We start from the raw sequence: 26,373 nt of genomic DNA, 5'->3' as shown, positions 1-26,373 counted from the left end.
CCCGTTGTTTTCATCTTCTTGTTAAATATCCTCGCCGAAGGCGAAATCCGGCGCTCTCAGTCGCCTTCAAACACTGGCCGCTCTTTGGCGACAAAAGCCTCATAGGCGCGGCGGAAATCATTGCCCTGCATGCAGATCGCCTGCGCCTGCGCCTCGGCCTCGATGGCTTGTTCAAGGCTCATGGACCATTCCTGCGCCAGCATGGTCTTGGTCATGCCATTGGCAAACGTCGGCCCCTGAACGATGCGCTCCGCCATCTTCATGGCTTCCGCCTCCAGCGCGTCGCCCGCTACCACGCGGTTGAAAAACCCCCAGCGTTCGCCTTCCTCGGCGCCCAGCGACCGGCCCATATAGAGCAGCTCCGCCGCGCGGCCCTGTCCGATGATGCGCGGCAGCATAGCGCAGGCCCCCATGTCGCAGCCCGCCAGCCCCACACGGTTGAACAGAAAGGCCACCTTGGCCTCAGGTGCGGCAATGCGCAGATCACTGGCCATCGCCATGATCGCACCGGCCCCGGCGCAGATACCATCCACCGCAGCAATCACCGGCTTGGTACAATTGAGCATCGCCTTCACCAGATCCCCGGTCATGCGGGTAAAGGCCAAAAGCTCCTTCATGTTCATCTTGGTAAGCGGGCCGATAATGTCATGCACATCGCCGCCAGAGGAGAAATTGCCGCCATTGGGCACGATCACCACCGCATGCACCTCGTCCGAGTAGGGCAACGCCCGGAACCAGTCGCGCAGCTCAGCATAACTCTCGAAAGTCAGCGGGTTTTTACGCTCTGGCCGATTGAGCGAGATGCGGGCAATATCGCCTTCGATGGTGCAATTGAAATGGGTTGTGTCGTGCAGGCTCATGTGAGGTCGTCCTTAGAAGTCTGATTTGCGCCTATGGGCTGGATCTGATCCAGCAGCGCGCTCATATCCGTGATGTCATCTGCGCCAAGGCCCGCCATCATCTCATCGATCCAGGCCTCATGCTCGGCGGCAAGGCGGGCAAACTCTGCCTCTCCCGCAGGGGTCAGTCGCGCCACCTGCGCGCGGCGATCTCCGGGCACCGCAACCCGCAGCGCGAGGCCATCGTCGGTCAGCCGATCCACGATGCCTGTTACATTGCCGTTTGAGACGCGCAAAAACTGCGACAGCTGGCTCATCTTGAGGCCCTCGGGATTGCGCGACAGCGCCGACATCACATCAAAACGCGGCAGCGTGGTATTGTGGCGATCCCGCAAGCGGCGGCGCAACTCGGCCTCGATACTGCCAGAGGTCTTCAAGAGTTTCAGCCACAGGCGCAGACGGGCCTTGGAGGCCGCATCGCGGACCTCTGCGCGCGGTTTGGCGCTGCTCATATCTCGCCCCCCGTCAGGGCCAGGGCATGGCCGTTGACCGAGGCCGCACCGCTCGACGCCAACCACAGCGCTGCATCCGCAACTTCCTCCGGTTGCACAAAACGCCCCTGCGGATTGTCCGCCTTGAGCGCGCCCGCCGCGTCCTCGGCACTCATGCCCGTCTTGGCGCGGATATTATCGATACTGCGTTGAAGCATCGGCGTTTCCACAAACCCCGGACAGATTGCATTCACGGTAATGCCGGTACGGGCGAGTTCCTTAGCCAGACCACGGGCCAACCCCACCACCGCGTGTTTTGCAGCGCAATAGGCGCTGACATAAGGGTAGCCTTTGAGCCCGGCGGTTGAGGCCACGGCAATCATGCGCCCGTGCCCTGCCTCTTTCATGCCCGGCAGCACCGCCTGCCAGAGGTTCACCACGCCATTGAGGTTCACCGCCATCATGGCATTCAGCATCTCTGGCTGCATCTTGGCAAAAGGCACGCTTTCGGCGGCGCCCGCATTGGCAAGTGCCACGCTCACCGGCCCGCGTGCAGCCGCCGCGCGCGCCACAGCGGATGTCACGCTCGCCGCGTCGGTCACATCGCAGACCTCATAGGGAAGCCCCTGCTCAACAAGGGTTTTCTCTGTGCGCCCCATCAGGGTAACCGTGGCCCCCGCAGCGGCAAAAGCCTGCGCGCAGGCCGCCCCCACCCCCGTGCCACCGCCGGTAATCAGGACGTGTTCTTGGCTCAGATCTCTGCTCATGCGCGCAAGCTCTCCGCTTCTTTATCCGCCAGCCGCCAGCTTTGATCGCGGCCCGCCTGATAGGGCAGCGGCCAGTCCGGAGCGGCGCGGTCGCCAATCTTGGTGCCCTCACGCAGGGTCCAGTAGGGATCGGCCAGATGCGGGCGACCCACGGCCACGAGATCGGCCCGGCCCGCCATCAGGATCGAGTTGGCGTGATCGGCCTCAAAGATATTGCCCACCGCCATGGTGCAGATCCCGGCCTCATTGCGGATCTGATCCGAGAAGGGCGTCTGGAACATGCGACCATAGACGGGATTGGCATCAATGGTGGTCTGACCGGCAGACACGTCGATCAGATCCGCCCCCGCCTCCCAGAAGGCACGCGCGATCTTGACCGCCTCGTCCGGGGTGACGCCATCCTCGCCCACCCAGTCATTGGCCGAGATGCGCACCGACATCGGTTTGCCGTCGGGCCAGACCGCACGCATGGCGGCAAAGACCTCCAGCGGATAGCGCAGGCGGTTTTCCAGGCTGCCGCCATAGTCATCGCCGCGCTGGTTTGAGACCGGCGACAGGAACGAAGAGATGAGATAGCCATGGGCCGCGTGCAGCTCGATCATGTCGAACCCCGCACGATCCGCCATCTCAGCCGCGCTCACGAATTGATCGCGCACCTCGTCCATCTCTGCGCGGGTGATTTCGCGCGGGGTGGCGTTCTGATCCGACCATGGAATGGCAGAGGCACTGACGATATCCCAGTTGCCCTCTGGCAGCGGCGCATCCATCTCGTCCCAACCGAGCTGGGTGGAGCCTTTGCGCCCCGAATGGCCGATCTGGCAGCAGATCTTGGCATCCGTCTGCGTATGTACGAAATCGGCAATGCGGGACCATGCGGCCTCATGTTCTGGCGCATATAGCCCCGGACAGCCCGGAGTGATCCGGCCCTCTGGCGACACGCAGGTCATCTCGGTGTAGACGAGCCCCGCACCGCCCTTGGCGCGTTCGCCGTAGTGCACCAGATGCCAGTCGGTGGGGCAGCCGTCCTCGGCCTTGTACTGCGCCATGGGCGAGACCACGATGCGGCTCTTAAGGTCCATGTCGCGCAGGCGGAAGGGTGCAAACATCGGCGCGCGCAGCGGCGCATCCTCAGGCGCACCGGCCTGGGTCATAAACCAGCGTTCCGCGCTCTCAAGCCAGTCCTTGTCGCGTTCGCGCAGGTTTTCATGGCTGATGCGCTGGCTGCGGGTCAGCATAGAATAATTCAGCTGCACCGGATCGAGATCAAGATAGCGTTCGACCCGCTCGAACCACTCCATCGAGTTACGCGCCGCCGATTGCAGGCGCAGCACCTCAAGGCGACGCTGTTCTTCGTAGTCCTCAAAGGCGCTTTGCAGATCGGGCTTTTCATGCAGCAGATCAGCCAGCGCGATGGCGGATTCCAGCGCCAGTTTCGACCCCGACCCGATGGAGAAATGCGCCGTCGCCGCCGCATCGCCCATCAGCACCACATTTTCATGGCTCCATTTTTCGCACAGAACCCGTGGGAAACGAATCCAGGCCGAGCCGCGAATGTGGTTGGCATTGGTCATCAGCGCGTGACCGCCCAGATGATCCTTAAAGATCTCTTCGCAGACCTTGATGCTCTCCTGCTGGCTAATGGAGCCAAAGCCAAAGGCATCAAAGGTCTCTTGCGTGCATTCCACGATGAAGGTCGCGGTGTCGTCATCGAACTGATAGGCATGCGCCCAGACCCAGCCGTGCTCGGTTTCCTCAAAGATGAAGGTGAACGCATCCTTGAAAGTCTGGTGGGTGCCCAGCCAGACAAAGTTGCACAAACGCGTGTCCACATCCGGTTTGAACGTTTCGGCATAGAGACTGCGGGTGCGGGAATTGAGCCCATCGCTCGCGACAACCAGATCGTAGTCCTTGCGATAATCCTCGGCACTTTTTGCTTCGGTCTCAAACTGCAAATCGACGCCCAATTCGCGTGCGCGCTCTTGCAACAGGATCAACAGTTGCTTGCGTCCAATACCGCAGAACCCGTGGCCCGAAGACACCTGCCGGGTGCCTTTGAAATGCAGTGCCACGTCGTCCCAATAGGCAAAATGCGCCCGGATCGACTGTGCACTTGTGGCGTCATTGGCGGCGAGATTGTCGAGCGTCTCATCCGACAGCACCACACCCCAGCCAAAGGTGTCATCGGCGCGGTTGCGCTCGATCACGGTGACGTCGTGATCGGGATCGCGCAGCTTCATCGAGATCGCGAAATACAGGCCCGCAGGCCCCCCTCCCAAGCATGCTATGCGCATATGATCCTCATCCCCAACTCAAGTATTGATGAGAAGAGGGTCTGCGTATCTCATAACAATTTCAAGCTTGAAATTTCTATTTTTAAAGTATTAGCTGTGACGCCGCGCGAGACAGGTGGCGTGCCCTGCCCTGGCAGGAAGATCGTAAAATACTGAATTTGCGTCGTAATTTTCCGAACCCTTGAGAAAATCACGCTCTCGCGGCTTTGGACCAATGTGCAGCATTCCCGGGAATCTGCGGTATCCGCCAAAATTTTGGGCGCGGACCGCATGGCCCGCGCCCATCTGAGTCGCTCCGCAAGCCCCGGCCTACCAGGTCCCGGTTTCCGCGAGCATCGGCCACGCATTCACCAGCGGCGCAGGCCCCGGAAGCGCGTGGTCGCAATACCAGATCTCCTCAGGCTGCACGTCCACGATCCGCTCTGCACCCTGAAAGCCCGCCACACGGTCGGGGGTCCAGTCAACCGTGGCCAATCCGGTGACAAAAATCCCGGCCCCGCTGCTGAAATCGGGGATAAACAGCCCCACGCGGCCGTCGGCCTCGATATTGCCAAGCGTGTTGAAAAAGCGGTTGCCCGAAAAATCCGGAAACGACAGCGAACCATCGGCGTTGATCGTCAGAAATCCGGGTCGCCCGCCGCGATGCGAGGCATCGATGCCATCGGCTGGATCGTCCGACATCTCCGCCGCGCGCGAGGCGATAAAGAAGGTATCGGCCTGCGCCACCAAGGCGCGGCTGCGCGCGTCCCAATCGGGCAGCGCGGTCGCCACTGGCGCGGGCGGATTGGCGGGCCACAACAGATCGCGCGTCTGGATATACTGCGGACAATTGCCAAAGCTCAGGTCCACAGCGATCTCGAACCCCTCGCTATTGACCGCGCGGATTGTGCCGTTCATCCGGTTGCGACGACGGCTGGACAGCTCCATGCCAACAACGCCCACTTTCGCACCGGGTCGGACATCGAGCCAGAGCGTATCGCCCAGCACCGGCCGTGCGCCCACCGCAAGACGCCGGGGATCGCGTGCACGCAGGAACCCGACCTCGCCCACCGCAGGCGTCGCCCAAACCTGTCCGCGCGCATCCAGCAGGCCGAGGAAGAGCACCGGCAGGCTCTCGAAGAAATCGCGGTGCTGTTGCGGCATCTCCGGACGGATGGCATGGGCCACCCGCTCTCGGTAACTCTCTGCCACACCGGCGCGGCGTTGCAGGATCAGCTCACCTGCGTGAAAGACATGGTCTGCACGGGACATGTCGGCGCTCCTCAGGCGATTTCGGGAATGGGGGAGGCCTGCATCGGCACAAAGCCCTTGATGCCCTGCACCCGGTCGATCCACGCCCGCACCAGCGGATAATCTGCAAGGCTTACGCCCCCTTCCGGCGCATGGGCGATATAGGCGTAGGCCGCGACATCGGCGATCGTGGGGCTGTCGCCCACAAGGAAATCCCGCCCCGCGATCATCCCTTCCATCAGACCGAGGAACGCGTGGCTGGCCTCGCGGGCTGCACCCGTCTCGGGCGTGTCTCCCGCGCCGATCAATGTCCGCCACCGCGCGCGTGAGGGGCCGGTTGCCACATGCGACACCGTCAGCGACAGCCAGCGCTGCACCTCGGCGGCGGGTTTGGGCGCGGTCGGCAGCCAGTCGGTCCCCGCACCATAGGCCTGCACCAGATAGACAAGGATCGCATTGGAATCCGCAACCAGAGTGCCGTTGTCGTCGATCACCGGCACCTGACCCAACAGGTTGAGCTCTAAAAACTCCGGCGCTTTATGCGCGCCCTTTAGCAGGTCGACTTCAATCAGCTCATACGGCAGATCCAGGATCGACAGCATCATCTCCACCCGGTGGCAGTGACCAGAGAGCGGGTGGCGGTAGAATTTGATCGGGGTGGCGTTGGCGGGGAAATCGGGGGTCATCTGGTTTTCCTCAGGGGTCAAAGGCCAAGATCGCTCAGGCTCGGGTGGTCGTCGGGGCGACGGCCCAGTGGCCAGTGGAACTTGCGATCTGCTTCAGTGATTGGGTGTTCGTTGATGGAGGCATGGCGCTCTTCCATCAGACCGTTCTCGTCAAACTGCCAGTTTTCGTTGCCATAGGCGCGGAACCAATGGCCGCTGTCGTCGCGATATTCATAGGCGTAGCGCACGGCGATCCGGTTGCCGTCATAGGCCCAAAGCTCCTTGATCAGCCGATATTCCAGTTCGCGCGCCCATTTGCGGGTCAGGAATGCCTCAATCTCGGTCCGGCCCACGGGAAATTCGGCGCGATTGCGCCAGCGGCTATTGGGCGTATAGGCCAGCGTCACCTTGGCCGCGTCCCGGCTGTTCCAGCCGTCCTCGGCAAGGCGAACTTTCTCGATCGCACTGTCACGGGTGAAGGGCGGCAGCGGTGGGCGAGGCGTGAGGGTCATTTTGGTCTCCAGTTGTGGCGCGGTGGTCGGCGCCTCTGGTGACAGAGATAAATCACCCCGTTGCGTAAAATAATACGACATGAAAGAAAGAGATAATTTCAGATTTCGATAGCAATCAGGGCAAAATCCATGGACCGCGTTCAAAGCATGCAGGTGTTTGTCGCCGTGGCAGAGGAAGAGGGCTTTGCCGCCGGGGCCCGCCGGGTGGGCCTGAGTGCGCCATCGGCCACGCGAGCGATCAACGGCTTGGAGGCGCAACTGGGCGCGCGGCTTTTTACCCGCACCACCCGGCGCTTGCATCTGACCGATGTGGGACGGCGCTATCTGGACGATGTGCGCCATATCCTGACCTCCTTGCAGGCCGCCGATGATGCGGCGCGCGGGGCGGCCAGCGCCCCGGTGGGACTATTGCGGCTGACCTGCCCCAATGAGTTTGGGCGCATCTATATCCTGCCGATCCTGCTGGATTATCTGGATGAGTACCCGGAGATGCGGGCCGAACTGGTGCTGTTGGACCGGGTGGTGAATATCGTCGAAGAGGGCTTTGACGTGGCCCTGCGGATCGGGCATCTGCCCTCCTCGACGCTGTCAGCGGTCAAAGTTGGCGCGGTGCGCCGGGTGGTCTGTGCTGCGCCCTCCTACCTTGAGAGATACGGCACGCCAGAGGGTCCGGCAGACCTTGCTGCGCATCGCATCGTGGCGATCAACGCGGTCTCTTCCGCAACGGAGTGGAGGTTTGGCACCGACCAACAGGACGCGGTGCGCATTACGCCGCAGCTCTGTGTCAGTACCGTTGCGGCTGGGCTGGACGCGGCGCGCGCGGGCTGGGGCATTTGCCGGATGTTGTCCTATCAGGCCGGACGCGATGTGGCTGCGGGACATCTCGCCTGCCTGCTGGAGGAGTTTGAGCCAGACAGCATGCCAATCCATCTGGTCCATGCAGAAGGGCGGCGCGCACCGGCAAAGGTACGCAGCTTTATTGATTTTGCCCGCGACCGGCTGCGCGCGGACCCCGTCCTTCAGGCATTATCATCCAGCAAGGGCTGCGGGCTGAGCGTTTAAAAATCCAAGCCCAAATCGACTGTGCGCGCCGAATGCGTGAGCGCCCCCGAGGAGATATAATCCACCCCCGTGGCCGCAATCGCCGCCACCGTGTCGCGTTTGACGTTGCCGCTGGCCTCCAGCGCTAGACGACCCGCGTTGATCTGGACTGCCTCGCGCAGCTGATCCGGCGCCATATTGTCCAAGAGCACAACGGAAGCACCGCCGACCTCAAGGACCTCACGCAGCTGATCCAGCGTATCCACTTCGATTTCCACCGCCATCATATGGCTGGCATGCGCCTTGGTGGCGTCCAGCACCGCGGGAATACCGCCCGCAGCGGCGATGTGGTTGTCCTTGATGAGGATCGCATCCGAGAGCGAATAGCGGTGATTAAAGCCACCGCCATGCAGCACTGCGAGCTTTTCCACCATGCGCAGGCCGGGTGTTGTCTTGCGAGTGCAGGTGATGCGCGCCCCGGTGCCGCGCGTCTCGGCCACCATCGCCGCTGTCAGGGTTGCAATCCCCGTCAGGCGGCCCGCAAAGTTCAGCGCCACCCGTTCGCCCATCAGGATCGAGGCGGCTTTGCCCTCGATCTCCATCAGCACATCGCCGGGCTGACAGGCGGCCCCATCTGCAACGAGGGTTTTCACCCGCAGGTTGGCATCGATCAGTCGGAACGCAAGTGCGGCCACCTGCATACCAGAGACCACGGCCTCCTCGCGGGCGCGCAGGCGGGCGGAATAGGTCACATCGTCCGGGATCACCGCGCGGGTGGTCACATCGCCATAAGAGCCGAGGTCTTCCATCAGGGCGGATTTGACCAGGGGCTCGAGGATCAGGTCAGGCAAAGTGGCAAAGCTCATGGGGTCTCCGGGTGGGGTAAAGGCGCTTCAAGCAAGCTGTCGCGCAGCATCTTGGCCGCATCCCACGTCAGACGGGAGCGGTGCGCGAGCGCGGGCAAGGTTTCGGGGAAATCGGACCGCTCATGCGCGCCACGGCTTTCTTCGCGCAGCAATGCGGCGGCGGCGATCATGGTGGCGGCGGTGCAGATGTTTTGAAAGCTCTCGCAGGTGGGCTGTTGGGCGCAAAGGGCCGCAATCTCGCGCAGCGCTGTGCGCAGCCCATCCGCGTTGCGTACCACACCAACATTGCGGGTCATGCATTGGCGCAGGGATGCAACAAGCGCGGGATCAGCGCCCTCGCCGCCGGGGGGCAACTCAAGATGAACCGGCGCGGCCTCGTGGGGTGCATCCTGCCCTCGTGCAATATCCTCCGCCGCGCGCCGGGCATAGACCAGCGCCTCCAAGAGACCATTCGAGGCCAGACGATTGGCACCATGCAGCCCGGTCGAGGCACATTCGCCACAAGCCCAGAGGCCGGACAGCGAACTGCGCCCGTCCAGATCGGTGGCGATGCCGCCCATGTGGTAATGCGCGGCGGCGGCCACCGGGATCGGCTCCTGCGTCGGGTCGATGCCATTGCGCGCGCAGGCACTGCTGACCGCCGGGAACAGGGTGATGATGTCGGCGCCGATTGCAGCCCGCGTATCCAAAAGCGGGCGCTTGCCCGCCTGCGACTGCGCAAAGATCGCCCGCGCCACCACATCGCGCGGCGCAAGCTCCGCGTCGGGATGTTCGTCCAGCATGAACCGCTCACCGGCGGCATTGACAAGGATCGCGCCCTCACCGCGCAGCGCCTCGGTCGCCAAGGGGGCCGGGTCCTCGCCCACATCCATTGCGGTGGGGTGGAACTGCACGAATTCCGCATCAGCGATCTCGGCACCGGCGCGGGCGGCCATGCCCAGCGCCTGCCCCCGGATGCGGGGCGGGTTGGTGGTGATCGCATAAAGCCCGGCGCTGCCGCCGCCAGCCATCAAGACCGCACTGCCGCGCAGCAGCACCACAGCTGATCCTTCTGGCGCTGAAGAGATGAGCCGCACGCCCGTCACAGTGCCTTCGCGGACCTCCAGCCCCTCGGCCATCACCCCTTCGATCACCTGAATCGAGGGCGTCGCACGCACGCGTTCGATGAGGGCGCGCATGATCTCGGCCCCGGCCTGATCGCCCTTGACCCGCACCACGCGGGCAAAACTATGCGCCGCCTCGCGCGACATCACATAGCCGCCGTCTTCGGTCCGATCAAAAGGCGCGCCAAGCGTGGTGAGATCAAGGATATGTTCGCGGGCCTCACGGGTGACCAATGCGGCGACCTCGGCATCCACAGTGCCTGCCCCGGCGCGGGTGGTATCAATGGCATGCGCCTCGGGGCTGTCGCTGACGCCCATCGCGGCAGCCACACCGCCCTGCGCCCAAGCCGAACTTGCCCCCCGCCCCAGCGAGTCAGGAGAGATCATCACCACCGGGCGCGGTGCCAGCGTCAACGCCGCATAGAGCGCCCCCAGCCCGGCACCGATGATGACGATGCGGTTGCTGTGGACCGCTTCCAAGCCCGCCATGCGCCTGTCAGATGCCCAGCTTGCGCGACAGGTCGATCATCGCCTGCACCGCGTGACGGGCCTTTGCGGCCATTTCGGCCTCAACCTCGACTTGCCCCTCCATGGAGTGCAGCGACCAGAGCACCTTTTCCAGCGTGATCTTCTTCATATAGGGGCACATGTTACAGGGGCCGACAAACTCGACCTCTGGCAGCTCATCCGCGATGTTGGACGCCATCGAGCATTCGGTAATCAGCAGCGCCTTTTCCGGTTTCTCATCCGTAACATATTTCAGGATACCGCTGGTGGAGCCGGAGAAATCGGCCTCCGCCACCACATCCGGGGGGCATTCCGGGTGGGCGATCAGACGGGTGCCGGGGTTCCATTCGCGGAAATCGCGCAGGTCCTTGGCGGTGTATTGCTCGTGCACGATGCAGGAACCCTCCCACCAGACCACGTTCTTATGCGGCACATCACGGGCCACGTTCTGCGCCAGATACTGGTCCGGTGTCATGATGACCGTGTCGCTCTCCATTGCGCCCACGATCTGCGCCGCATTGGACGAGGTGCAGCAAATGTCAGAGGCCGCTTTCACTTCGGCAGTGGTGTTCACATAGGATACCACCGGCGCGCCGGGATACCGGCGGCGCATCTCCTCGACCCCTTCGGCGGTGATCGATTCCGCAAGGCTGCAGCCTGCTTCCATATCGGGCATCAGCACCGTTTTGGAAGGGCTCAGGATCTTGGAGGTTTCGGCCATGAAATGCACGCCGCATTGCACGATCACATCGGCCTCGACCTCTGTGGCCTTGATCGCCAGTTGCAGGCTGTCGCCGACAAAATCGGAAATCCCGTGGAAAATCTCGGGCGTCATGTAGTTATGACCCAGGATCACCGCGTTGCGCTTGGCCTTCAGGTCATTGATCGCCTTGACATAAGGCGCATAGAGCACCCAATCGACGGGCGAGACCACCCGCGACATGCGCTGATAGACATCAGACATGGCCTCGGCAAGCTCAGGGTTCGGAGTGAGGTCGTAGTGCTGGGACAACTCGTTCCGCAGCACCGGAATATCGAGCGACATGGCTGGGTGTTCCCCTCGTCTGGTCGCGGGCCGCCGTCAGATACGGGCGGCACCGAAATAGCTGGCGGCAACTCCGGCAGAAGTCGCACAACCGGTCAATCCTCGCAGATGGCACTGCAAGTGTGCGCGACTGTGCATAGCGGTCGGACCCCATGGGTGCAAGCGTCGTGCCCGGTTGAGGTACACTGCACGTCACATTTTCGTCATGTCCATGGACCTCCCGCCGCGGATCGGCAATCTGGGGCGACTGGTACGCGCAGGACGTCCCTGCCGCACCGCTACGCGTGACATTCCGAACAGGAAGAGGACGATCATGAAACGTTTGTTGTCGCTTGCCCTCGCCTTGGCGCCATTGACCGGCTGGGCGAACCCGGATCCATCAAACTGGGGCGCGGTGCTCCAGGAGGCAGAGGGCCAGACCGTGTACTGGCACGCCTGGGGTGGCTCTACCGCGACCAATGATTTTATCGCCTGGGTGGGCGCGCGTCTGGAAGAAGACCACGACATCACCCTCAATCATGTGAAACTGGAGAACACCGCCGATGCGGTGACGCGGGTGCTGACAGAGAAATCCGCAGGCCAGGACGAGGATGGTGCGGTGGACCTGATCTGGATCAACGGCGCAAATTTCGCCTCCATGAAAGACGCCGATCTGCTGTTTGGCCCCTTCGCCGAGGCGCTGCCGAACTGGCAATATGCCAACACAGAGAACAGCACCCTGACGCATGATTTTACCGTCCCGACCGAGGGCTATGAGTCCCCATGGGCGATGGCGCAGGTGGTGTTTATGCATGACACCAAAGACCTGCCCGAACGCTTAGGCTCAATGGATGCGCTCTTGGACTGGGCCCGCGAACACCCCGGTCGCTTCACCTATCCGCAGCCGCCCGATTTCCTTGGCACGACCTTCCTGAAACAGGCGCTGGTCGATCTGAGCGATGATCCCGAGGTGCTCGCGCCCCCCGTCAATGAAGACAACTACGTCGAGGTGACGGCGCCGCTCTGGGCATTTCTTGAGGAACTGACGCCGCTGTTGTGGCGCGAGGGGCGCGCCTATCCGCCCACCGGCCCGCGCCAGCTGCAGCTGATGAATGATGACGAGATCGATCTGGCGATTTCCTTCAGCCCCGGCGAAGCCAGCACCGCAATCGCCAACTACCAGCTGCCCGAAAGCGTGCGCACCTTCGTGCTCGACAAGGGCACCATCGGCAATGCGTCCTTCGTGGCGATCCCCTACAATTCAGGATCCAAGGCTGCCTCCATGGTGGTGGCAAACTTCCTGATGTCGCCCGAGGCCCAATTGCGCGCCCAAGACCCCGAGGTACTGGGCTATGGCACCGTGCTTGACATGAACGCATTGCCGGTGCACGACCGCGCCGCTTTCCGCACGCTGGACCTGGGGGTTGCAACACTGTCGCCCGAAGAACTGGGCGCCGTGCAACCGGAACCGCACCCGAGCTGGATGACCCGCATTGCCGAAGACTGGGTGGCCCGCTACGGCGTTGGCAATTGACCTCCCTGCCGGTCTGACCCCCGATGCGCCTGCCCCCAGCCCTGCCGGCCCTGACCATCCTTGCCCTGCTTGGGCCGGTGCTGGCGGGGCTGTGGGGCACGCTGAGCGCCGCCCTCGGCCACCTGCCCGCCGCCGGGCTGAACGGCCCGTCGCTGATCGCGTTTCAGGCGCTGTGGGAGTGGCCGGGGCTGGCATCCTCCGTGCGCCTCAGCCTCGGTACCGGGGTGCTGGCGACGGTGATCTCTCTGGTCGTCACCATGCTGCTGCTGGCAGGGTGGTCGGGAACCCGCGCCTTTCGCGCGCTCCTGGGGGTGCTGTCCCCGCTCCTGTCGGTGCCACATGCGGCGGCGGCCTTCGGGCTTTTGTTCCTGATCCAGCCCTCGGGGTGGATCGCCCGCCTGCTCAGCCCCTGGCTCACCGGCTGGCAGCGCCCTCCCGATCTGTTGCTGGTACAGGACCCCATGGGCGTCGCGATGGTATTGGGGCTGGTGGTGAAGGAAGTGCCGTTTCTGCTGCTGATCAGCCTCGCGGCTCTGGGCCAGATCGATGCGTCGCGGCGTCTGCAGGTGGCGCAGGCGCTGGGATACGGGCGTGTTACCGCCTGGATTTACAGCGTATTCCCAGCCCTTTACGCGCGCATTCGGCTGCCGGTTCTGGTGGTTCTGGCCTATTCCATGTCAGTGGTCGATGTGGCCGTCATCCTCGGTCCCAACACGCCGCCGTCCCTGTCGGTGCAGATCGTGCGCTGGATGGGTGACCCCGATCTGACGCTGCGCACCGTTGCCTCTGCCGCCGCCATGCTGCAGTTCGGCCTGGTTGCCCTGGCGATTGCCCTGTGGTTCGGCGCGGAAGTTCTGCTGGCGCAGACCGGGCTGCGGTGCGCCTATCGCGGCAGACGTGGCAGCCATGACCGCATGGTGCGCGCGGTGGGGTTTGTCTCCGGCGGGGTGATCGTTGGGGCCGTCCTTCTTGGGCTCATTGGTCTGTCGCTCTGGTCGGTCGCGGCGCGGTGGAGCTTTCCGGACGTGCTGCCGGATGGCCTCTCCCTGCGCAGCTGGCAGCGCAATGGCACCGCCATGTTGCCCTCTCTTGCCACCACATTCACCATCGCCCTCGCGGCCACAGCAGCCGGCTTGCTGCTGACGCTCGGGTGCCTTGAAACCGAACAGCGCCGTCAGCTGACGCTGACACAAAAGGGGCTGTGGCTGCTCTACCTGCCCTTGTTGGTGCCCCAGACCGCGTTCCTGCCGGGCATGCAGACCCTGTTGCTCAACCTGGATGTGGATCGGTCACTTGGCGCGGTGGTTCTGGCGCATCTGGTGTTTGTGCTGCCCTACCTGCGGCTTGCCCTCGAAGGCCCCTATCGCACCTGGGACCTGCGCCAGGCTGCCGTGGCCGCGACCATGGGCGCCTCGGACAACCGGATTTTCCTCACCCTGCGTCTGCCGATGTTGCTGGCGCCGATCCTCACCGCCTGCGCCGTGGGCATGGCCGTCTCCGTTGGACAATACCTGCCGACCCTGCTTGTGGGCGGTGGCCGGGTGCAGACCCTCACCACCGAAGCCGTCGCCTTGGCGGCCGGCGGCGACAGGCGCGCCATCGGTGCCTATGCGCTGGCCCAAACTGCCGCAGCCCTGCTGCCGTTTGCGCTCGCGCTGGCGGTCCCGATGCTGGTGTGGCGCAACAGAGAAGGGTTGCATCATGCCTGACGGGCTGCGCCTCGATAACCTGACCCTGTGGCGGGACGGGACCGCGCTGCTGTCGCTGGATCTGCTGGTCCGCCCGGGCGAGGTCACCAGTCTCATGGGGCCCTCCGGGGTGGGCAAATCAACCTTGCTCGCTGCGATCACGGGACAACTGCCCCCAGGGTTCAGCACCAAAGGCGACATTCGCCTGAACGACCGATCCTTGCTCGGCCTCCCTCCGCAGGCGCGCCGCGTCGGTATCCTGTTTCAGGATCACCTGCTGTTCCCGCACCTGAGCGTTGGAGGCAATCTGGCGTTTGGCCTGGCCCCCACGATCCCGCGCCGAGACCGTCGTGCCAAGATCGAGGCCGCCCTCGACGCCATCGGGCTGACCGGGTTTCACGATCGGGATCCCGAAACGCTCTCCGGCGGGCAAAAGGCGCGTGTCGCCCTGATGCGCATGCTGCTGTCCGCACCCTCCGCCCTGCTGCTGGATGAACCCTTTTCAAGGCTGGATACCGATCTGCGCGACCAGATGCGCAGGCTGGTGTTTTCCCACGCAGCAGAGCGCCGATTGCCAACGCTGTTGGTGACCCACGATGCCGCCGACGCCGAGGCAGCGGGAGGGCCCGTTATTCATCTGCCCGCAACACAGTAGCCCGCGCCCGCCGCCACCGCAACTGCACCGGAACTTTCCCACAGGCGCTTTGCCCTTCCTTAACTTGCCCCGCCTAAGCTCGGCCCTGTACGTCGTGTTGCTGAGTGAGAGTTCGACATGTTCCGCCGCGCCATAATCTGGCTTGCCTGCCTCCTAGCTGCCGTGTCGACCTCGGCCGCAGAACCGCTGGAAATCTTTATCGACGCGGATTTTTCCAAGAGCACGGCCTCCGCTACCTCGATCACGCTGGGCGTACGCACCGCGCTCGACGAGGTCGGACATCGGATCGGCGGTCAGGATGTCATCCTCCGATCAATGGATCACCGGGGCAATGTCAAACGGTCCTTCCGCCACATGCAGGATCTTCAGCGCAATGAGAACGCCTTGCTGATGATCGGCGGCATGCAATCGCCGTCGTATCTGACCCACCGTGATTTCATAAACGAAAACAGGCTGCTGACCCTCCTGCCCTGGTCTGCCGCCGGGCCGATCACCCGCGCGGCGGAGGGGCGGGAGAACTGGATCTTCCGGCTCTCTGTCGATGACACCAAATCGGGCCGGTTTCTGGCCGACGCCGCGGTGACGGACGCCGGTTGCGAGTCCATTTCCTTGCTGCTGCTGGACACCGGGTGGGGCAAGGCCAATCATGGCCCGCTGGTCGCTGCGCTGGATGCCCAGGGGATCCCCCCGCAATCTGTCAATTTCTTCGCTAACTCGATCGGCGAAGCCGCAGCAGGCACCCTGGCGGAGCGTCTGTCCCGGAATCCGCCGGAATGCATCATCATGCTGTCGAACTGGCAAGGCGGCGCTCTTTTGGTCAACGCCCTCCACCAACATCTGCCCGAGGTTCGCCTGTTCAGTCACTGGGGCATCATGGGCGGTGCCTTCAGCCGCCTTGTGCCGCATGAGGTTCGCACTGCGCATGGCTTGTCTGTGCTGCAAACCTGCGGGTTGCGGCGGGAACAGGCGGGCAATCAAGTCCTGCGGGCGGCGCTCTCGCGCGCCCTCGAAAACGAAACCGGCAACCTTGCGGACCTGCCCGCCCCGACAGGGTTTGTCCACGGCTACGATCTGACACGCGTGCTGATCGCGGCGGCCGAACAGGCCGCGACAACACCGGGCTGGTCCGGCACCGTTCAGCAAAAGCGCATGGCGCTCAAGACCGCGCTGGAACACCTGCACCACCCCGTCGAGGGGATCCTGAAAACCTACTCCATGCCCTTCGCACCCTATACCGCGCAGACACCGGATGCCCATGAAGCACTGGGTTTGGGGGACATGTGCCTGGCCCGCTTCAACTCCGCCGGCCAACTCGTGGACATGCACTGAATGCCAACCGATCACAAACTCCGATCAGCAACCATCGCACGGCGGTTCTGGCTGCTCAATCTGTTGATCCTGACCCTGACCATGATCAGCTCTGCCCTGGCGGTGCGCTTTGTCGCGCTGCCCTTTTTTCGCAGCTATCAATACGAGGCGATCCAGGCCCAGGCCCAGGATTCGGCGGCCCATCTGAACGCATTGCTCATGCACAATCGGTCCATGCTGTCGATGATCGCGCAGGACTCCAACCTGGTGAACATCGCACTGGGGTTCAACAACAACGCGCGCTACCTGCCGGATCTTCTCGACGACTTGCAGATGCCGGAGACGCTGTTGTGGGTGACCTTCTACGACGCGTTCAACGCGCCTCTGTCGCATTACAATGCACCGGGCCATCCGGGTCAGCTGCGGTTTGGTGCGCATGAAATCCGCGACCTGCTGAAACAAAGCCAGGAGGCCACGCCGCCTGATCGCTTGCCGGTGCTGCTCAAGGCCAGCGGCACCGAGGCCTTTGTCGTCATGGCGACACCTGTCCTCCACCAGGGTTATGTCGAAGGCGTCCTCGTGAGCGGCTACAGGCTCGCCACGGACCAGATTTTTCCTGCCAACGGAATTGCCACGCGGACCTACCTCGTGCAGCCGCTCAGCGGGATCCTGCAGCGCAGCACTGCCCAGGTTCGGGCCCTGAGCGACTTCCGCTTGTCGGTCGCCCTGGTTCCGGACGAGGCTGCCGTGCTGTCAGCCGGACGCGCGGTGATGGCCAACAGCATGACCGCGATCGCGGTGGTTCTGATCGGCGGCTTCGGTCTGTTTGCATTGGTCGGCAAGGCGGTGATCGTTGCCCCCCATCGCAAGCTCGAAGCCAAACAGGCCGAACTGCGCGAACTCGCCGCCATCGCGGAACGCGCCAGCGATTCGATCCTGATCACCGACCTCGAAGGCCGGCTGGTCTGGGCCAACCCCTCCTTCGAGAAACTCACCGGTCATCTGGTCGAGGATGTCCGCGGCCTGAAACCCGCAAATTTTCTGCAAGGTCCGGACACGGATCCCTATACCAGAGGCCGGATTCGCAATGCGTTGGAGGCGCGTGAGGCAATCCAGGTTGAGATCCTCAACTACCGCTGCGACGACAGCCCCTACTGGATCAGCCTCAGCATCTCGCCGCTGCAGACGGATCGCGGCACGCACTACGGGTTCATGGCGATTTCAAACGACATCACAGAAGCCCGGGCCCAGCGCGAGGCGATCGTGGCTGCAAAACTGGAAATTGAACATCAGGCCTTGCACGATCCGCTCACCGGGCTGCCCAACCGGCGCGCATTGGACAACGCGCTGCAGGACCGCGCCGATGACAGCACGCAGCATTCGACCATAATCCGCATCGACCTCGATCATTTCAAATACGTCAATGACACCATGGGCCATGATGCGGGTGATTTCATCCTGTGCGAGGTGGCACGGATTCTGCGCGAGGAAACCAAAGCGACGGATATTGCCGCCCGCGTAGGCGGGGACGAATTTGTGCTGCTGCTTTCGCCCGGGGCGACCTCGGAGGAGGGTCGACATCTCGCGCAGCGCATGTTGGATCGGATCAAGATACCCAAGTATTTCGACAGCAAGTCGATCCGCGTTGGCGCAAGCTTTGGCGTCGCCAGCACCCATGAGGATCTGCTAGATCTGGATCAGCTCATCATCGGCGCGGACGCGGCGCTCTACGCGGCCAAGGACGCCGGCCGCAATCGCATCCGCATCTACACCGAGACCCTGCACCACATGGTTCTGGAGCGCCGGACCCTGGCCCGGGAATTGCGCCGCGCGGTGGCACGGCAGGAATTTGTGCCGTTCTTCCAACCACAGTTTGACGCCCACACCCACGAGATCGTCGGAGTCGAAACGCTGGTGCGCTGGGACTCACCGGAACTGGGGCTGTTGCCACCGGCCCAATTTCTGCCCGTGGCCGAACAGCTGTCGCTGGTCGAGGACATCGACAACCAGATCTTTGCAAAGGCGATGAAGCAAACCGACAGCCTGCGGCCGCTCGGCATCCAGATCCCCAAGGTGTCCGTCAATGTCACGGTGGAGCGCATCCATAACGACCAGGTGTTCGAACAGATCAGGGCGCAGCGCAAAGACGGCCCCAAAATCGTGTTCGAGATCCTCGAATCCGTATTGGTCGAAGAACAAAGCGACCTGTTCCGCTTTGGGCTGGATCGGCTGCGAGAGGCCGGCGTGCAAATCGAAATCGATGATTTCGGCTCCGGACACGCTTCGATTGTCGGTCTGATGCATCTGCAACCGGATGCGATGAAGATCGATCAACGGCTGATCCGCCCGATCCTGAATGACCCTATCGCCCTGGGATTGCTGCAACATATCGTTGGGATGGCCAATCTGATGGATCTGAAGATCGTGGCCGAAGGAGTCGAAACCCTGGAACACGCTCAGGTGCTCCGGGATATTGGCTGCCATACGTTGCAAGGCTATGCCTTCTGCAAACCGCTTCCGATCAAGGAGCTGAAGGTTTTCATTCTGCAACACGAGGCGCGCCTCCGCCTGCAATCACGCAGCTCCTGACAGGGCTGGCCAACCGCCCCCGGGTGGCCAAAGCCAAGGCGCATACCGGGCCCGTTGCAACACCTTCGCACGGGCACGCGCCTTCTGACAGGCAACAGCCGCAAAGGGGTCAAAAAGACCAATCTGATTGAAAACCCAGTCGCCAAACCTGTTGGCAAGTTGGTGCGGTCGAGAAGCAACGAATAGTTATTAATTACATATAGTTGTGATGTTAAATCGTAGAAACGTCGTATCACCGACGTTTTCTCATTAATACTCGCCGTTGGATTACGTGGCACGAGACTCAGGACTCACAGCCAATAGATGACTGTTGCGGCGAGTACTATTGCCGAGACGAAGGCCCTTGGACACCTGTCCTATCAAGCTACCTCGCGCCTTCAAGCCTTGAGCCTGCCGAACATGATTTCAATACGGTTGCGACTCTTGTCCGAGCTTGTGGCACTGAAGGAATGGACTGGCGACGATTGCCGCCAGCCCTTATTCGTCAATGAATGAGGCCGCCCACCACACTGGCGAGCTTGCTGCGGGCGAGGTTCTGCAACACTTGATCGTTCGGCCCCAGGCGCAGGATCGCGTCGGGGACAGAGGCCTTGGCATGATCCACGGCCTCGCGGATCAGGACCTCCGCCGCCTCATTGGGGCCGCGCTCCAGACCGGCGCGGATGCCGCTCATCAGGGCGCTGTGCAGCGCGTCGCGGTGGCGGGCCTCGATGTCGAGACCCCAGCGCCGTTTGGCGGTATGGGCCGCGCTGCCGATCAGCGCCGTCAACAGCACGCTCAGCCCGCTCAGGGCCACCGGCAGCAATTCCTGCAAGATGTCATTCATCAGTCAATCCTTTCGATTTCAGGGAGAAGAAAGCCGACCACCGCTTAGCTGCGGAGGAAGGCGAGGATGCGCCACAGCCAGTTCGGGCGTGGCGCGGGTTTCGGAGGTGCGGACACAGGCGGCAGGGCAAGCAGCGCCTGATGCAGCGCGGCGCGAGTCTTGGGGCCGATCACCCCGTCCACGGTCAGGTCGGCGGAGCGCTGGAAGGCGCGCGCATCCGTGGCCGCATGACCAAGAAGGACAAGCTGTGCCCGGTCGGTCCAGGCCTGCCGCTCTGCCAGATGATTGAAGCCGCCATTGACCTTGCGGGTGATCCCGCGCACGTCGCCGAGATCGGCCAGCGCGTTCAGCCCCCGTGCGGTCCAATACCAAAGCGCAACCAGACCCTCCCAGGGATCGGTCAGCACCGCATCCGGATCGGCCTCAAAGTCCGGCGCGGTATGATCAAGGCCACGCGCCCAGGCGGTAAACGCGCGATAGTTCCAGCGCCCGGTGATCTGGATCGGCCCGCGCCCGCGCAACAGGTAGCCATCGCCGTCGCGTTCCGGCGTGTTGCCGAGATCGGTGCGGATGTCATAGCGCTGCTGCGCCGGTGTCGGCCCCCACAGCTCGCGGTCATAGCGAAAGGCCCCGCTTTCCAGCAGCACCTGCCCCAGAAGACAGGACAGGCGGTGCCGCCGGTTCAGCCCGAGGTCGCCACCATAGGCGTTCAGCGACAGCAGGAACGACCGGGCGTTTGCCTCCTGCGCGCTGGCGTTCGGAATCTTGCCGGTGATCTTTTCCAAGGTGTCAAAGGTGAGAATGTCGGTCATGCCGCCTCCAAATGAGAACGCCCCGCGCAAGGTGACCTTGGCGAGGCGGGGTGGTTTCAGAATGTCGGGTGGTGGATCAGCGGATCGGGGCGCGTTCCATGCGTTCGAGCCGGTTGTCGATCTTGTTGAGGGTGGAGAGGATGAGGGACAGGCGCTCATCCTGGCGGGCGAGCGCGGTTTCATTGGTGCGCACACGGGCGGTCAGGGTCACCTGGCGGGCTTCGGAAGCGGTCAGATCCGCGCGCAGGGCGGTGATCGTCTGGGACAGACCGGCTGTTTCACCGCGCAGGGTCGCGAGCTGCATCCCGACCCAAAGCCCCGCCCCGACCAAACCGCAGGCCACGGTCCAGGCAAGGGATTTGTTCATGGTGATCCCGCGATCGCTGTTTTCAATCATGGCCATCCTTTCGCGCCCTTATCCTGCGAGTGCGGCGTCAAAGGCCGCCTGAACATCCAAGCCCGCCGGATCGGCGCTGGCCTCGATCTGCGCGGCCACGGCGGCCTCGGCGGCAAAGCAGGCCTGGACGTGCTGCACCACTGCCGCCGCTGCGACCTTGATCTCTTCTTGCGTCAGCTCGACAAAGCCCGCCGGTGTCTTCCAGGCGACCGGCTCTCCGATCATGCCCTGCTGCAAGGCACTGACCGCGCCGGAGAGCGCGAGGCGGGTGGTTTCATCGCCCGGCATGTGCAGGCCGCCGGGCAGGGTCACACCCGCAAGTGTGCGCTGCCAGCGCAGATCGGCCAGATCGGCCAGCGCCTGTGCCCGTGCGGCCTCGGTGCGGTCCTGGGCGGTGATGACCTGGGAGAAGTCGATGGTGCTCATGGCGCGGGATCCTCTGTGGCGGTGGTCTCATAGGCCGGGAGCGGCACCGGCCCGTCGCCGGTCAGGCTCAGCGGCTGCGGAAAGCGGGTGGCCTCGGGTGCATCCGGCCCATGGGGCAGGATCAGGGTGAGGTGGATCTCGCCGCCCGCGCGGGTCACATCGGAGGCCAGCCAGTCGCAGGCCACAGCCGCGCGGGGCAGCACATCGCCCTCCTGGAGCGGCGCGAAGTCGAAAGTCTCGCCATTGATCGTCAGGCTGTCGCCCTGGCGGGTGACGCTCAGTTCCTGATCCTGGCGAACCGGAGTGAATGAGAGGTGCATGCGGTGTCTCCTTTAGAACCAGCGGCCATAGGCGATGAGATTGATCGGATAGCCGCTGTCCGGCTGCCCCGATTTGCGCTGGATGACCTCCCATTGCGCGGCAGCCAGACCGCCAAAGACAAAGAGACCGTCGGCGGCGTCCCAGGCGGCGGTGTTGCCGTTGCCCTGGATGGAATAGCCGCACCAGACCTCGGCCAGATCCGCGAAGGTTGCGGCATAGCTGAACTGTTGGCGGGTGTTCTGTGATGAGTAGTCCGGCACGGCCTGTCGGCGGCAGATCTGGGTGCCATCGGCAAAGCGGACATATTCGCCATTGGCATTGCTGCCGCGCTCGATCACCGCGCCCGTGGGCGTGCCGCCGGACTGCGAGACGGTGCCAAGCAGGTTTTCGGCATGGATCAACCGCGCCCACCCGCCAAAGCTGTTGCCGGAGGTGCGCACAAGGATCTCGCTGGAGGCATTGGGGGCCGAGGACGATCCCCGCGCCGCAATCTGAACCCCGCGCCCCGCGTTCCGGCGCAGTTGCAGGAGCGCACCGTCAAAGGGCCAGCCGTCCGACGCGGCAATGCTGTAGAGACCGGCGGGCGCGTCCAGTTGCGCGGGGTCCGCGAGGTTCGGCGGGTTGGTCGCCAGAATGCCCCCTGCCCCGACCTTCAGCAGTTTGTCGTCGCTCGCATCTGTCGCATTCGCCTGCACCGCCGCGCCGCCAATGCTGTCCGCCTCCAGCGTGGTGAACTTCGCCGCCGCCGGATCGGTGAGGCCGATGGTTGTGCCGTTCAGCGCCGCATCGATCACGGTGGAGTTGTTTTCCAAAAACTCGATAAAGGCCAAGAGCTCATTGCGATGGGTGGTCGCGAAGTGCTGGAACAGCGCGTACATCTTGGCGTCAAAATCCGCCTCTGGCGTGCTGCGCTGGGGGATCTCGGGGAAGGGTGAGAAGCCTGGAATGCTCATCTGTGGCACTCTCCTATTTTAAGGTTTTCAAAATCAGGGGGAAGACGGACTCGCCAGCCACATCGATGGGCTGGCTGTGGTCATCGACAAAGCCCAGGCCCTCGATCCCGAAGGACGGGGCATCGCCGGAGACGTAAAACGCCGTCGCCAGACCATCGACCTCGGCCACGATGTCCATCACCCGCTGCGCCTGATGCGTCGGCACCAGGAGCGACAGGTCGACCTTGCGGGTGGAGCCGCGCTTGACCAGGATCTCATTGCCAAAGTCGTCATAGCCCTTGCGGCTGTGGCTGACGAACTGGACCGTGGGCCGGTTGCGCACCCGCCCCAGCAGATTGTTGCGCCCCATGACGATATGGCCCACCTCCGCCATGGCGCCGGTGGCATCGATGGTGATGTCGATGCGGTGGCCGATATAGCCGGGAAAGCCGTTCAGCACCTTCTGGCGGGCATAGACCACGCCGCCAAAGAACCAGGTATAGGCGCTGACCACATGGCCGGTGTCGGCCATCGCAAAACTCCGATCATAGATGCGCGCCGCCCCGTCCCAGACCTCGATCCGCACCGTGCCCGCGGTCAGACCAAAGAGCGCAATCGCATCGCAATCCTGCGTCGGCACCACCGAATAGGTGATCCGGTCCGCCTGTTTTGCGGTGTTGGAGCGGCGCTGATCGAAGGCCCGCCAGCGGTTGGTGGCGCTGATCTCCAGCCAATGGCTGCCGTCATCCCCCAGCGGATCATGGCCCTGGTTGTTGTCCACCAGGCTTTCATAGATCCGGTGCGACAGGGTGGAGATCACCCGCGCGCCCTGGTCATAGGTGGCGGCGCTGTCCCAGTCCGGATGATCATCCTCCGGGATGTTCGAGGCGATCAGCTCCACCTCACTCACGGGCATCGGTGCAATGATGTTGAAGTCCATCAGCTCCGCTCCCCCGGCAGGCCGATCTCGTCCCAATCGTCCATCTGATTGGCGATCCGGTCCACGACCAGCTGCAACGCCTGCCCCTGCGCCACCACATGGCGGGTCAGATCTTCGATCCCCCGCGCCAGCGGGCGGTTGTCGAGCATCGCCACCGACTCCGCATGGCTGTGGATGCGCGCGGGGCCGGTGTGCTCGATCTCCCAGCCGCGCTCGCCAACGATGCGCGCGCCGCCCTTATGCGCCCCGCCCCGGGCAAAGGCGGGAATACCGCCGAGATCCCGGATCTGCGCCCGCAGGGTCTCGATCTGATCCTCGTTGCCGTTGTAGCGCTGGTTGTAGGCGCGGATCTGCGCCTCCAGCCCATCCGCGCCCCGGAAGGCGGCGCGGAAGCCCGCCAGATCCGCCCCGCCCCCATAGGTGAGGTAATCCGCATCATAGATGATCCGCCCGGAGACCTCTGAGAGCCGCAGCTCCGCATCGCGGCCGCCGGAGCGGGTCAGGCTCACGCCGGTCCGGCGCTCCAGCGCCTCGATCTGGCCGATGAGCCCCGCCGCCTCGCTGCGATCCGCAAGGCTGCTGGCCACGGTCTGCCCCTGCGCCTGCAACGCGGCAATCTGGGTCTGCGCCGCCCGCGCCAGCCGATCCGCCTCCACCGCATCGCGCAGCTCGCCCAGCATGCCGCGCAGGCGGTCCAGCGGCTCCTGCAGCCGTTCGGTCTGTGTCGCCAGATCGGCAAAGACATCATCGGCCTCCAGCACCACGCCGCCGCCAAAGGTCAGCCGACCACTGCCGCCACCATCGCCGATCAGCCCGGCAATCTCGCTCAGCCGCGCCACCGTGTCGGCCCCGGCCCCGGTCAGGGCCACCGTCACCCGGCGCGACAGGTTGGCGGAGCGGGTCAGCACCAGCGACCGGGTCTCCGGGTCGAGATCCCGGGTCAGATCCAGCATCACCCGGCGGCGCAGATCCGCCGCCGTGGTCAGCGCCAGCCTGCGGCTCTCCGCATCCAGATCCGCGCCCAGCACCAGATCCAGCGTTGCCACATGCTGCGAGAGCGCATGAGTGGCAATCCAGCGATCCGCCGGTGTCAGGTCATCGCGACGGATGACAAAATCCAGCGTGGTGCGAATGCCGGTGTCGGCCTGTTCGACCAGCTCACGCAGCCAGCCCGGGGCGCTGTCATCCAGCGTCACCGCCACATCCAGCGCGCCGACCAGATCGTCATAGCTGAAGGCCTCGGCCTGTTCGATGGCGCTTTCGAGCGCCGACAGCGACGCCTCGAAGGAGGCCACCGTGCCATCCCAATCCTCGGCCAGCGCCTGCACACCCTCGCTCAGATTGGCGACCTCATCCGCCGTCAGCCCCTCAAATTGCAGGAAGGTGCCAAGCGCGGTCAGAACCTCGATCTGCTGTTCATAAAGCCCCGCCAGCACCTCATCATTGCCCGCTTCCAGATCCGCGATCCCCGCCGCATAGGACATCTGCGCCTGCACCTCGGCAGCAATCCGGCGATAATCGAGATCCGATGCCGCCATGTCGCGGGCGCTGCGCAGGTAGCTGCGGGCGAGATCCGGCAGCGCCGCCGCCGCCGAGGCATCACCAGCCTGCACCCCGGCAAAGGCCGCATCCAGGCGCGCCTTCTGCGCCGTGGCGGTCTGGGCATCGCTGGCCGCGCTCAACTCGGTGGTGAGCAGATCGGAGACAAAGCCGCGCAGATCCTCGGAGGTGCGCCGCCAATCCGCCGCCGCCTCCCGCGCCGCGCTGACCATATCCTGGGCCGCATCGATATGGACGCCAATCTCGCCACCGATCTCCTGCGCCAGCCCGGCCAGTTCCGCCGTGAAGGCGCCCACCTGCGGCAGCACCTCATCCATCGCCCCGGCCAGCCGCAGCAGTTCGGCATAGAGGGTCTGCCCGCCCTCGGTGCTCAGATCGAGGCTTTCGACCAGCTCGCGGAAGGCTTCGCGCGAGGCGGGCATGGCAAGCCCCAGTTCCTCGAACTCTTCTTCCAGTCGCCGCAGGACGGTCTCGCTGCGCTCCGCCTCGGTATAGAAGCCGTCAAAATAGCGCGAGATCGCCACGGAGAAGGCCTCCGAGCCGCCAAAGGCCGCCAGCAGGTCAGAGGCCAGATCACCACCCGCCAGCGACACGTCAAAGGCGGTGCCGCCCAAGAGATCCATGGCGTCATTCACCGCCACCAGGCTGCCCGAGAGCCGCGAGAGGGTGTCCGAGGCGCTTTCCCCGGCGCGGGTGAAGTCATCGGTGCCGAGGATCAGATCCGCCATCTGATTGGAGGCCGCCGCCATGTGATCGGCGATGTCCTGCTGGATCTGCTCCTGCGAGCGCCCGGAGGTCATCACCGAGAGCGTATAGCCTTCGAACTCCGCCAGCGCTTCAGAGCCCAGCCCCAGCGCCTCCGACATCGACAGAAGGCCGGAGGTCAGCCCGGCAACCTGCTGATCGAGCGCCGCATCCAGCCCCGCATCCACCGCGCCATAGACGTTCTTGTCGCTGCGGAACCAGCCGCCCTTGTAAAAATCCCGGGTGTAGCCGTCAAAGCCATCTGCCCCGATGGTGCCCTCCAGCGCCGAATATTCGAACTTGCG

23 protein-coding genes and 2 pseudogenes are annotated in these 26,373 nt (G+C 63.8%); 6 read left to right on the top strand and 19 right to left on the bottom strand.

Features of this window, described 5'->3' with window-relative positions:
• Positions 1-56: 56 nt before the first annotated feature.
• The 7 genes from MHM97_RS13650 to MHM97_RS13620 all read right to left on the bottom strand — a co-directional run bounded on the left by MHM97_RS13650 (position 57) and on the right by MHM97_RS13620 (position 6,795).
• The gene (locus MHM97_RS13650) at positions 57-860 is read right to left on the bottom strand and encodes an enoyl-CoA hydratase family protein (RefSeq protein WP_239322912.1); all 804 of its coding nucleotides are present in this window, start codon (positions 858-860) and stop codon (positions 57-59) included.
• The gene (locus MHM97_RS13645; RefSeq protein ID WP_065326398.1) at positions 857-1,351 is read right to left on the bottom strand and encodes a MarR family winged helix-turn-helix transcriptional regulator; all 495 of its coding nucleotides are present in this window, start codon (positions 1,349-1,351) and stop codon (positions 857-859) included. Before MHM97_RS13645 ends, MHM97_RS13650 begins: the two co-directional genes overlap by 4 nt.
• A complete protein-coding gene (locus MHM97_RS13640) occupies positions 1,348-2,097 on the bottom strand; it encodes an SDR family NAD(P)-dependent oxidoreductase (RefSeq protein WP_239322911.1) in 750 nt (249 codons plus the stop codon). Before MHM97_RS13640 ends, MHM97_RS13645 begins: the two co-directional genes overlap by 4 nt.
• Entirely contained in the window at positions 2,094-4,388 is a 2,295-nt protein-coding gene (locus MHM97_RS13635) for a bifunctional salicylyl-CoA 5-hydroxylase/oxidoreductase (protein ID WP_239322910.1), read from the bottom strand. The genes MHM97_RS13640 and MHM97_RS13635 overlap by 4 nt, the downstream gene beginning before the upstream one ends.
• Before the next feature lie 309 nt (positions 4,389-4,697).
• On the bottom strand, positions 4,698-5,639 hold the full coding sequence (locus MHM97_RS13630; RefSeq protein ID WP_239322909.1) for a pyridoxamine 5'-phosphate oxidase family protein: 942 nt from the start codon (positions 5,637-5,639) through the stop codon (positions 4,698-4,700).
• 11 nt (positions 5,640-5,650) lie between these two features.
• A complete protein-coding gene (locus MHM97_RS13625) occupies positions 5,651-6,304 on the bottom strand; it encodes a glutathione S-transferase family protein (protein ID WP_239322908.1) in 654 nt (217 codons plus the stop codon).
• Between the two features lie 17 nt (positions 6,305-6,321).
• Positions 6,322-6,795: a nuclear transport factor 2 family protein gene (locus MHM97_RS13620; protein ID WP_239322907.1), complete on the bottom strand. Its 474-nt coding sequence runs from the start codon at positions 6,793-6,795 to the stop codon at positions 6,322-6,324.
• A 129-nt stretch (positions 6,796-6,924) separates the two neighbouring features.
• On the opposite strand from MHM97_RS13620, the gene MHM97_RS13615 reads away from it, so the two are divergent.
• Positions 6,925-7,857 (top strand): LysR family transcriptional regulator, encoded by a 933-nt coding sequence (locus MHM97_RS13615; RefSeq protein WP_239322906.1) that lies wholly within the window; start codon positions 6,925-6,927, stop codon positions 7,855-7,857.
• On the opposite strand, the gene nadC is transcribed toward MHM97_RS13615, so the two are convergent.
• From nadC to nadA, 3 genes are read right to left on the bottom strand one after another with little or no spacing between them, the layout of a single operon-like run.
• A complete protein-coding gene (nadC, locus tag MHM97_RS13610; RefSeq protein ID WP_239322905.1) occupies positions 7,854-8,702 on the bottom strand; it encodes a carboxylating nicotinate-nucleotide diphosphorylase in 849 nt (282 codons plus the stop codon). The two genes, MHM97_RS13615 and nadC, sit on opposite strands and share 4 nt — an antisense overlap.
• Positions 8,699-10,294, bottom strand: coding sequence for an L-aspartate oxidase (locus tag MHM97_RS13605; RefSeq protein ID WP_239322904.1), 1,596 nt, complete (start codon positions 10,292-10,294; stop codon positions 8,699-8,701). Before MHM97_RS13605 ends, nadC begins: the two co-directional genes overlap by 4 nt.
• A 7-nt stretch (positions 10,295-10,301) precedes the next feature.
• The gene (nadA, locus tag MHM97_RS13600) at positions 10,302-11,357 is read right to left on the bottom strand and encodes a quinolinate synthase NadA (RefSeq protein WP_239322903.1); all 1,056 of its coding nucleotides are present in this window, start codon (positions 11,355-11,357) and stop codon (positions 10,302-10,304) included.
• Between the two features lie 313 nt (positions 11,358-11,670).
• On the opposite strand from nadA, the gene MHM97_RS13595 reads away from it, so the two are divergent.
• From MHM97_RS13595 to MHM97_RS13575, 5 genes are all read left to right on the top strand, one after another.
• Positions 11,671-12,870, top strand: a complete 1,200-nt coding sequence (locus tag MHM97_RS13595) for an ABC transporter substrate-binding protein (RefSeq protein ID WP_239322902.1) — start codon at positions 11,671-11,673, stop codon at positions 12,868-12,870.
• A gap of 23 nt (positions 12,871-12,893) precedes the next feature.
• On the top strand, positions 12,894-14,579 hold the full coding sequence (locus MHM97_RS13590) for an ABC transporter permease (protein ID WP_239322901.1): 1,686 nt from the start codon (positions 12,894-12,896) through the stop codon (positions 14,577-14,579).
• On the top strand, positions 14,572-15,213 hold the full coding sequence (locus MHM97_RS13585; RefSeq protein WP_239322900.1) for an ATP-binding cassette domain-containing protein: 642 nt from the start codon (positions 14,572-14,574) through the stop codon (positions 15,211-15,213). Before MHM97_RS13590 ends, MHM97_RS13585 begins: the two co-directional genes overlap by 8 nt.
• Positions 15,214-15,330: 117 nt before the next feature.
• Positions 15,331-16,542 carry an ABC transporter substrate-binding protein gene (locus MHM97_RS13580; protein ID WP_239322899.1) on the top strand — a complete coding sequence of 404 codons (1,212 nt, stop codon included), beginning with the start codon at positions 15,331-15,333 and terminating at the stop codon, positions 16,540-16,542.
• Entirely contained in the window at positions 16,543-19,110 is a 2,568-nt protein-coding gene (locus MHM97_RS13575; RefSeq protein WP_239322898.1) for a putative bifunctional diguanylate cyclase/phosphodiesterase, read from the top strand.
• 290 nt (positions 19,111-19,400) lie between these two features.
• Here MHM97_RS13575 and MHM97_RS13570 read toward each other — a convergent pair.
• The 9 genes and pseudogenes from MHM97_RS13570 to MHM97_RS13530 form a co-directional block, all read right to left on the bottom strand.
• Positions 19,401-19,535: pseudogene (locus MHM97_RS13570) on the bottom strand (IS5/IS1182 family transposase); the annotation flags it as partial.
• 59 nt (positions 19,536-19,594) lie between these two features.
• On the bottom strand, positions 19,595-19,936 hold the full coding sequence (locus MHM97_RS13565; protein WP_239322897.1) for a hypothetical protein: 342 nt from the start codon (positions 19,934-19,936) through the stop codon (positions 19,595-19,597).
• Positions 19,937-19,980: 44 nt separating this feature from the next.
• The gene (locus MHM97_RS13560; protein WP_239322896.1) at positions 19,981-20,748 is read right to left on the bottom strand and encodes a glycoside hydrolase family 19 protein; all 768 of its coding nucleotides are present in this window, start codon (positions 20,746-20,748) and stop codon (positions 19,981-19,983) included.
• A 76-nt stretch (positions 20,749-20,824) separates the two neighbouring features.
• A complete protein-coding gene (locus MHM97_RS13555) occupies positions 20,825-21,145 on the bottom strand; it encodes a hypothetical protein (protein ID WP_239322895.1) in 321 nt (106 codons plus the stop codon).
• A gap of 18 nt (positions 21,146-21,163) precedes the next feature.
• Entirely contained in the window at positions 21,164-21,571 is a 408-nt protein-coding gene (locus tag MHM97_RS13550; protein WP_239322894.1) for a DUF4376 domain-containing protein, read from the bottom strand.
• Positions 21,568-21,891, bottom strand: a complete 324-nt coding sequence (locus MHM97_RS13545) for a hypothetical protein (RefSeq protein WP_239322893.1) — start codon at positions 21,889-21,891, stop codon at positions 21,568-21,570. The genes MHM97_RS13550 and MHM97_RS13545 overlap by 4 nt, the downstream gene beginning before the upstream one ends.
• 12 nt (positions 21,892-21,903) lie before the next feature.
• Positions 21,904-22,845, bottom strand: a complete 942-nt coding sequence (locus MHM97_RS13540) for a hypothetical protein (protein WP_239322892.1) — start codon at positions 22,843-22,845, stop codon at positions 21,904-21,906.
• 13 nt (positions 22,846-22,858) lie between these two features.
• A complete protein-coding gene (locus MHM97_RS13535) occupies positions 22,859-23,764 on the bottom strand; it encodes a hypothetical protein (RefSeq protein WP_239322891.1) in 906 nt (301 codons plus the stop codon).
• A pseudogene (locus MHM97_RS13530) lies at positions 23,764-26,373 on the bottom strand (hypothetical protein); the annotation flags it as partial. The gene MHM97_RS13535 and the pseudogene MHM97_RS13530, both read right to left, overlap by 1 nt.

It is taken from the genome of Epibacterium sp. Ofav1-8 (genome assembly GCF_022348185.1).
GTDB lineage: Bacteria > Pseudomonadota > Alphaproteobacteria > Rhodobacterales > Rhodobacteraceae > Epibacterium.
This window is presented reverse-complemented; position numbering and strand designations above follow the sequence as displayed.

Coding starts and splice junctions, on each gene's coding strand:
- MHM97_RS13555 (WP_239322895.1), bottom strand. CDS start 21,145: ATGATTGAAAACAGCGATCGCGGGATCACCATGAACAAATCCCTTGCC.
- MHM97_RS13545 (WP_239322893.1), bottom strand. CDS start 21,891: ATGCACCTCTCATTCACTCCGGTTCGCCAGGATCAGGAACTGAGCGTC.
- MHM97_RS13565 (WP_239322897.1), bottom strand. CDS start 19,936: ATGAATGACATCTTGCAGGAATTGCTGCCGGTGGCCCTGAGCGGGCTG.
- MHM97_RS13605 (WP_239322904.1), bottom strand. CDS start 10,294: ATGGCGGGCTTGGAAGCGGTCCACAGCAACCGCATCGTCATCATCGGT.
- MHM97_RS13640 (WP_239322911.1), bottom strand. CDS start 2,097: ATGAGCAGAGATCTGAGCCAAGAACACGTCCTGATTACCGGCGGTGGC.
- MHM97_RS13560 (WP_239322896.1), bottom strand. CDS start 20,748: ATGACCGACATTCTCACCTTTGACACCTTGGAAAAGATCACCGGCAAG.
- MHM97_RS13645 (WP_065326398.1), bottom strand. CDS start 1,351: ATGAGCAGCGCCAAACCGCGCGCAGAGGTCCGCGATGCGGCCTCCAAG.
- MHM97_RS13620 (WP_239322907.1), bottom strand. CDS start 6,795: ATGACCCTCACGCCTCGCCCACCGCTGCCGCCCTTCACCCGTGACAGT.
- MHM97_RS13535 (WP_239322891.1), bottom strand. CDS start 23,764: ATGGACTTCAACATCATTGCACCGATGCCCGTGAGTGAGGTGGAGCTG.
- MHM97_RS13550 (WP_239322894.1), bottom strand. CDS start 21,571: ATGAGCACCATCGACTTCTCCCAGGTCATCACCGCCCAGGACCGCACC.
- MHM97_RS13590 (WP_239322901.1), top strand. CDS start 12,894: ATGCGCCTGCCCCCAGCCCTGCCGGCCCTGACCATCCTTGCCCTGCTT.
- MHM97_RS13580 (WP_239322899.1), top strand. CDS start 15,331: ATGTTCCGCCGCGCCATAATCTGGCTTGCCTGCCTCCTAGCTGCCGTG.
- MHM97_RS13585 (WP_239322900.1), top strand. CDS start 14,572: ATGCCTGACGGGCTGCGCCTCGATAACCTGACCCTGTGGCGGGACGGG.
- MHM97_RS13650 (WP_239322912.1), bottom strand. CDS start 860: ATGAGCCTGCACGACACAACCCATTTCAATTGCACCATCGAAGGCGAT.
- MHM97_RS13630 (WP_239322909.1), bottom strand. CDS start 5,639: ATGTCCCGTGCAGACCATGTCTTTCACGCAGGTGAGCTGATCCTGCAA.
- nadC (WP_239322905.1), bottom strand. CDS start 8,702: ATGAGCTTTGCCACTTTGCCTGACCTGATCCTCGAGCCCCTGGTCAAA.
- MHM97_RS13575 (WP_239322898.1), top strand. CDS start 16,543: ATGCCAACCGATCACAAACTCCGATCAGCAACCATCGCACGGCGGTTC.
- MHM97_RS13635 (WP_239322910.1), bottom strand. CDS start 4,388: ATGCGCATAGCATGCTTGGGAGGGGGGCCTGCGGGCCTGTATTTCGCG.
- MHM97_RS13595 (WP_239322902.1), top strand. CDS start 11,671: ATGAAACGTTTGTTGTCGCTTGCCCTCGCCTTGGCGCCATTGACCGGC.
- MHM97_RS13625 (WP_239322908.1), bottom strand. CDS start 6,304: ATGACCCCCGATTTCCCCGCCAACGCCACCCCGATCAAATTCTACCGC.
- nadA (WP_239322903.1), bottom strand. CDS start 11,357: ATGTCGCTCGATATTCCGGTGCTGCGGAACGAGTTGTCCCAGCACTAC.
- MHM97_RS13540 (WP_239322892.1), bottom strand. CDS start 22,845: ATGAGCATTCCAGGCTTCTCACCCTTCCCCGAGATCCCCCAGCGCAGC.
- MHM97_RS13615 (WP_239322906.1), top strand. CDS start 6,925: ATGGACCGCGTTCAAAGCATGCAGGTGTTTGTCGCCGTGGCAGAGGAA.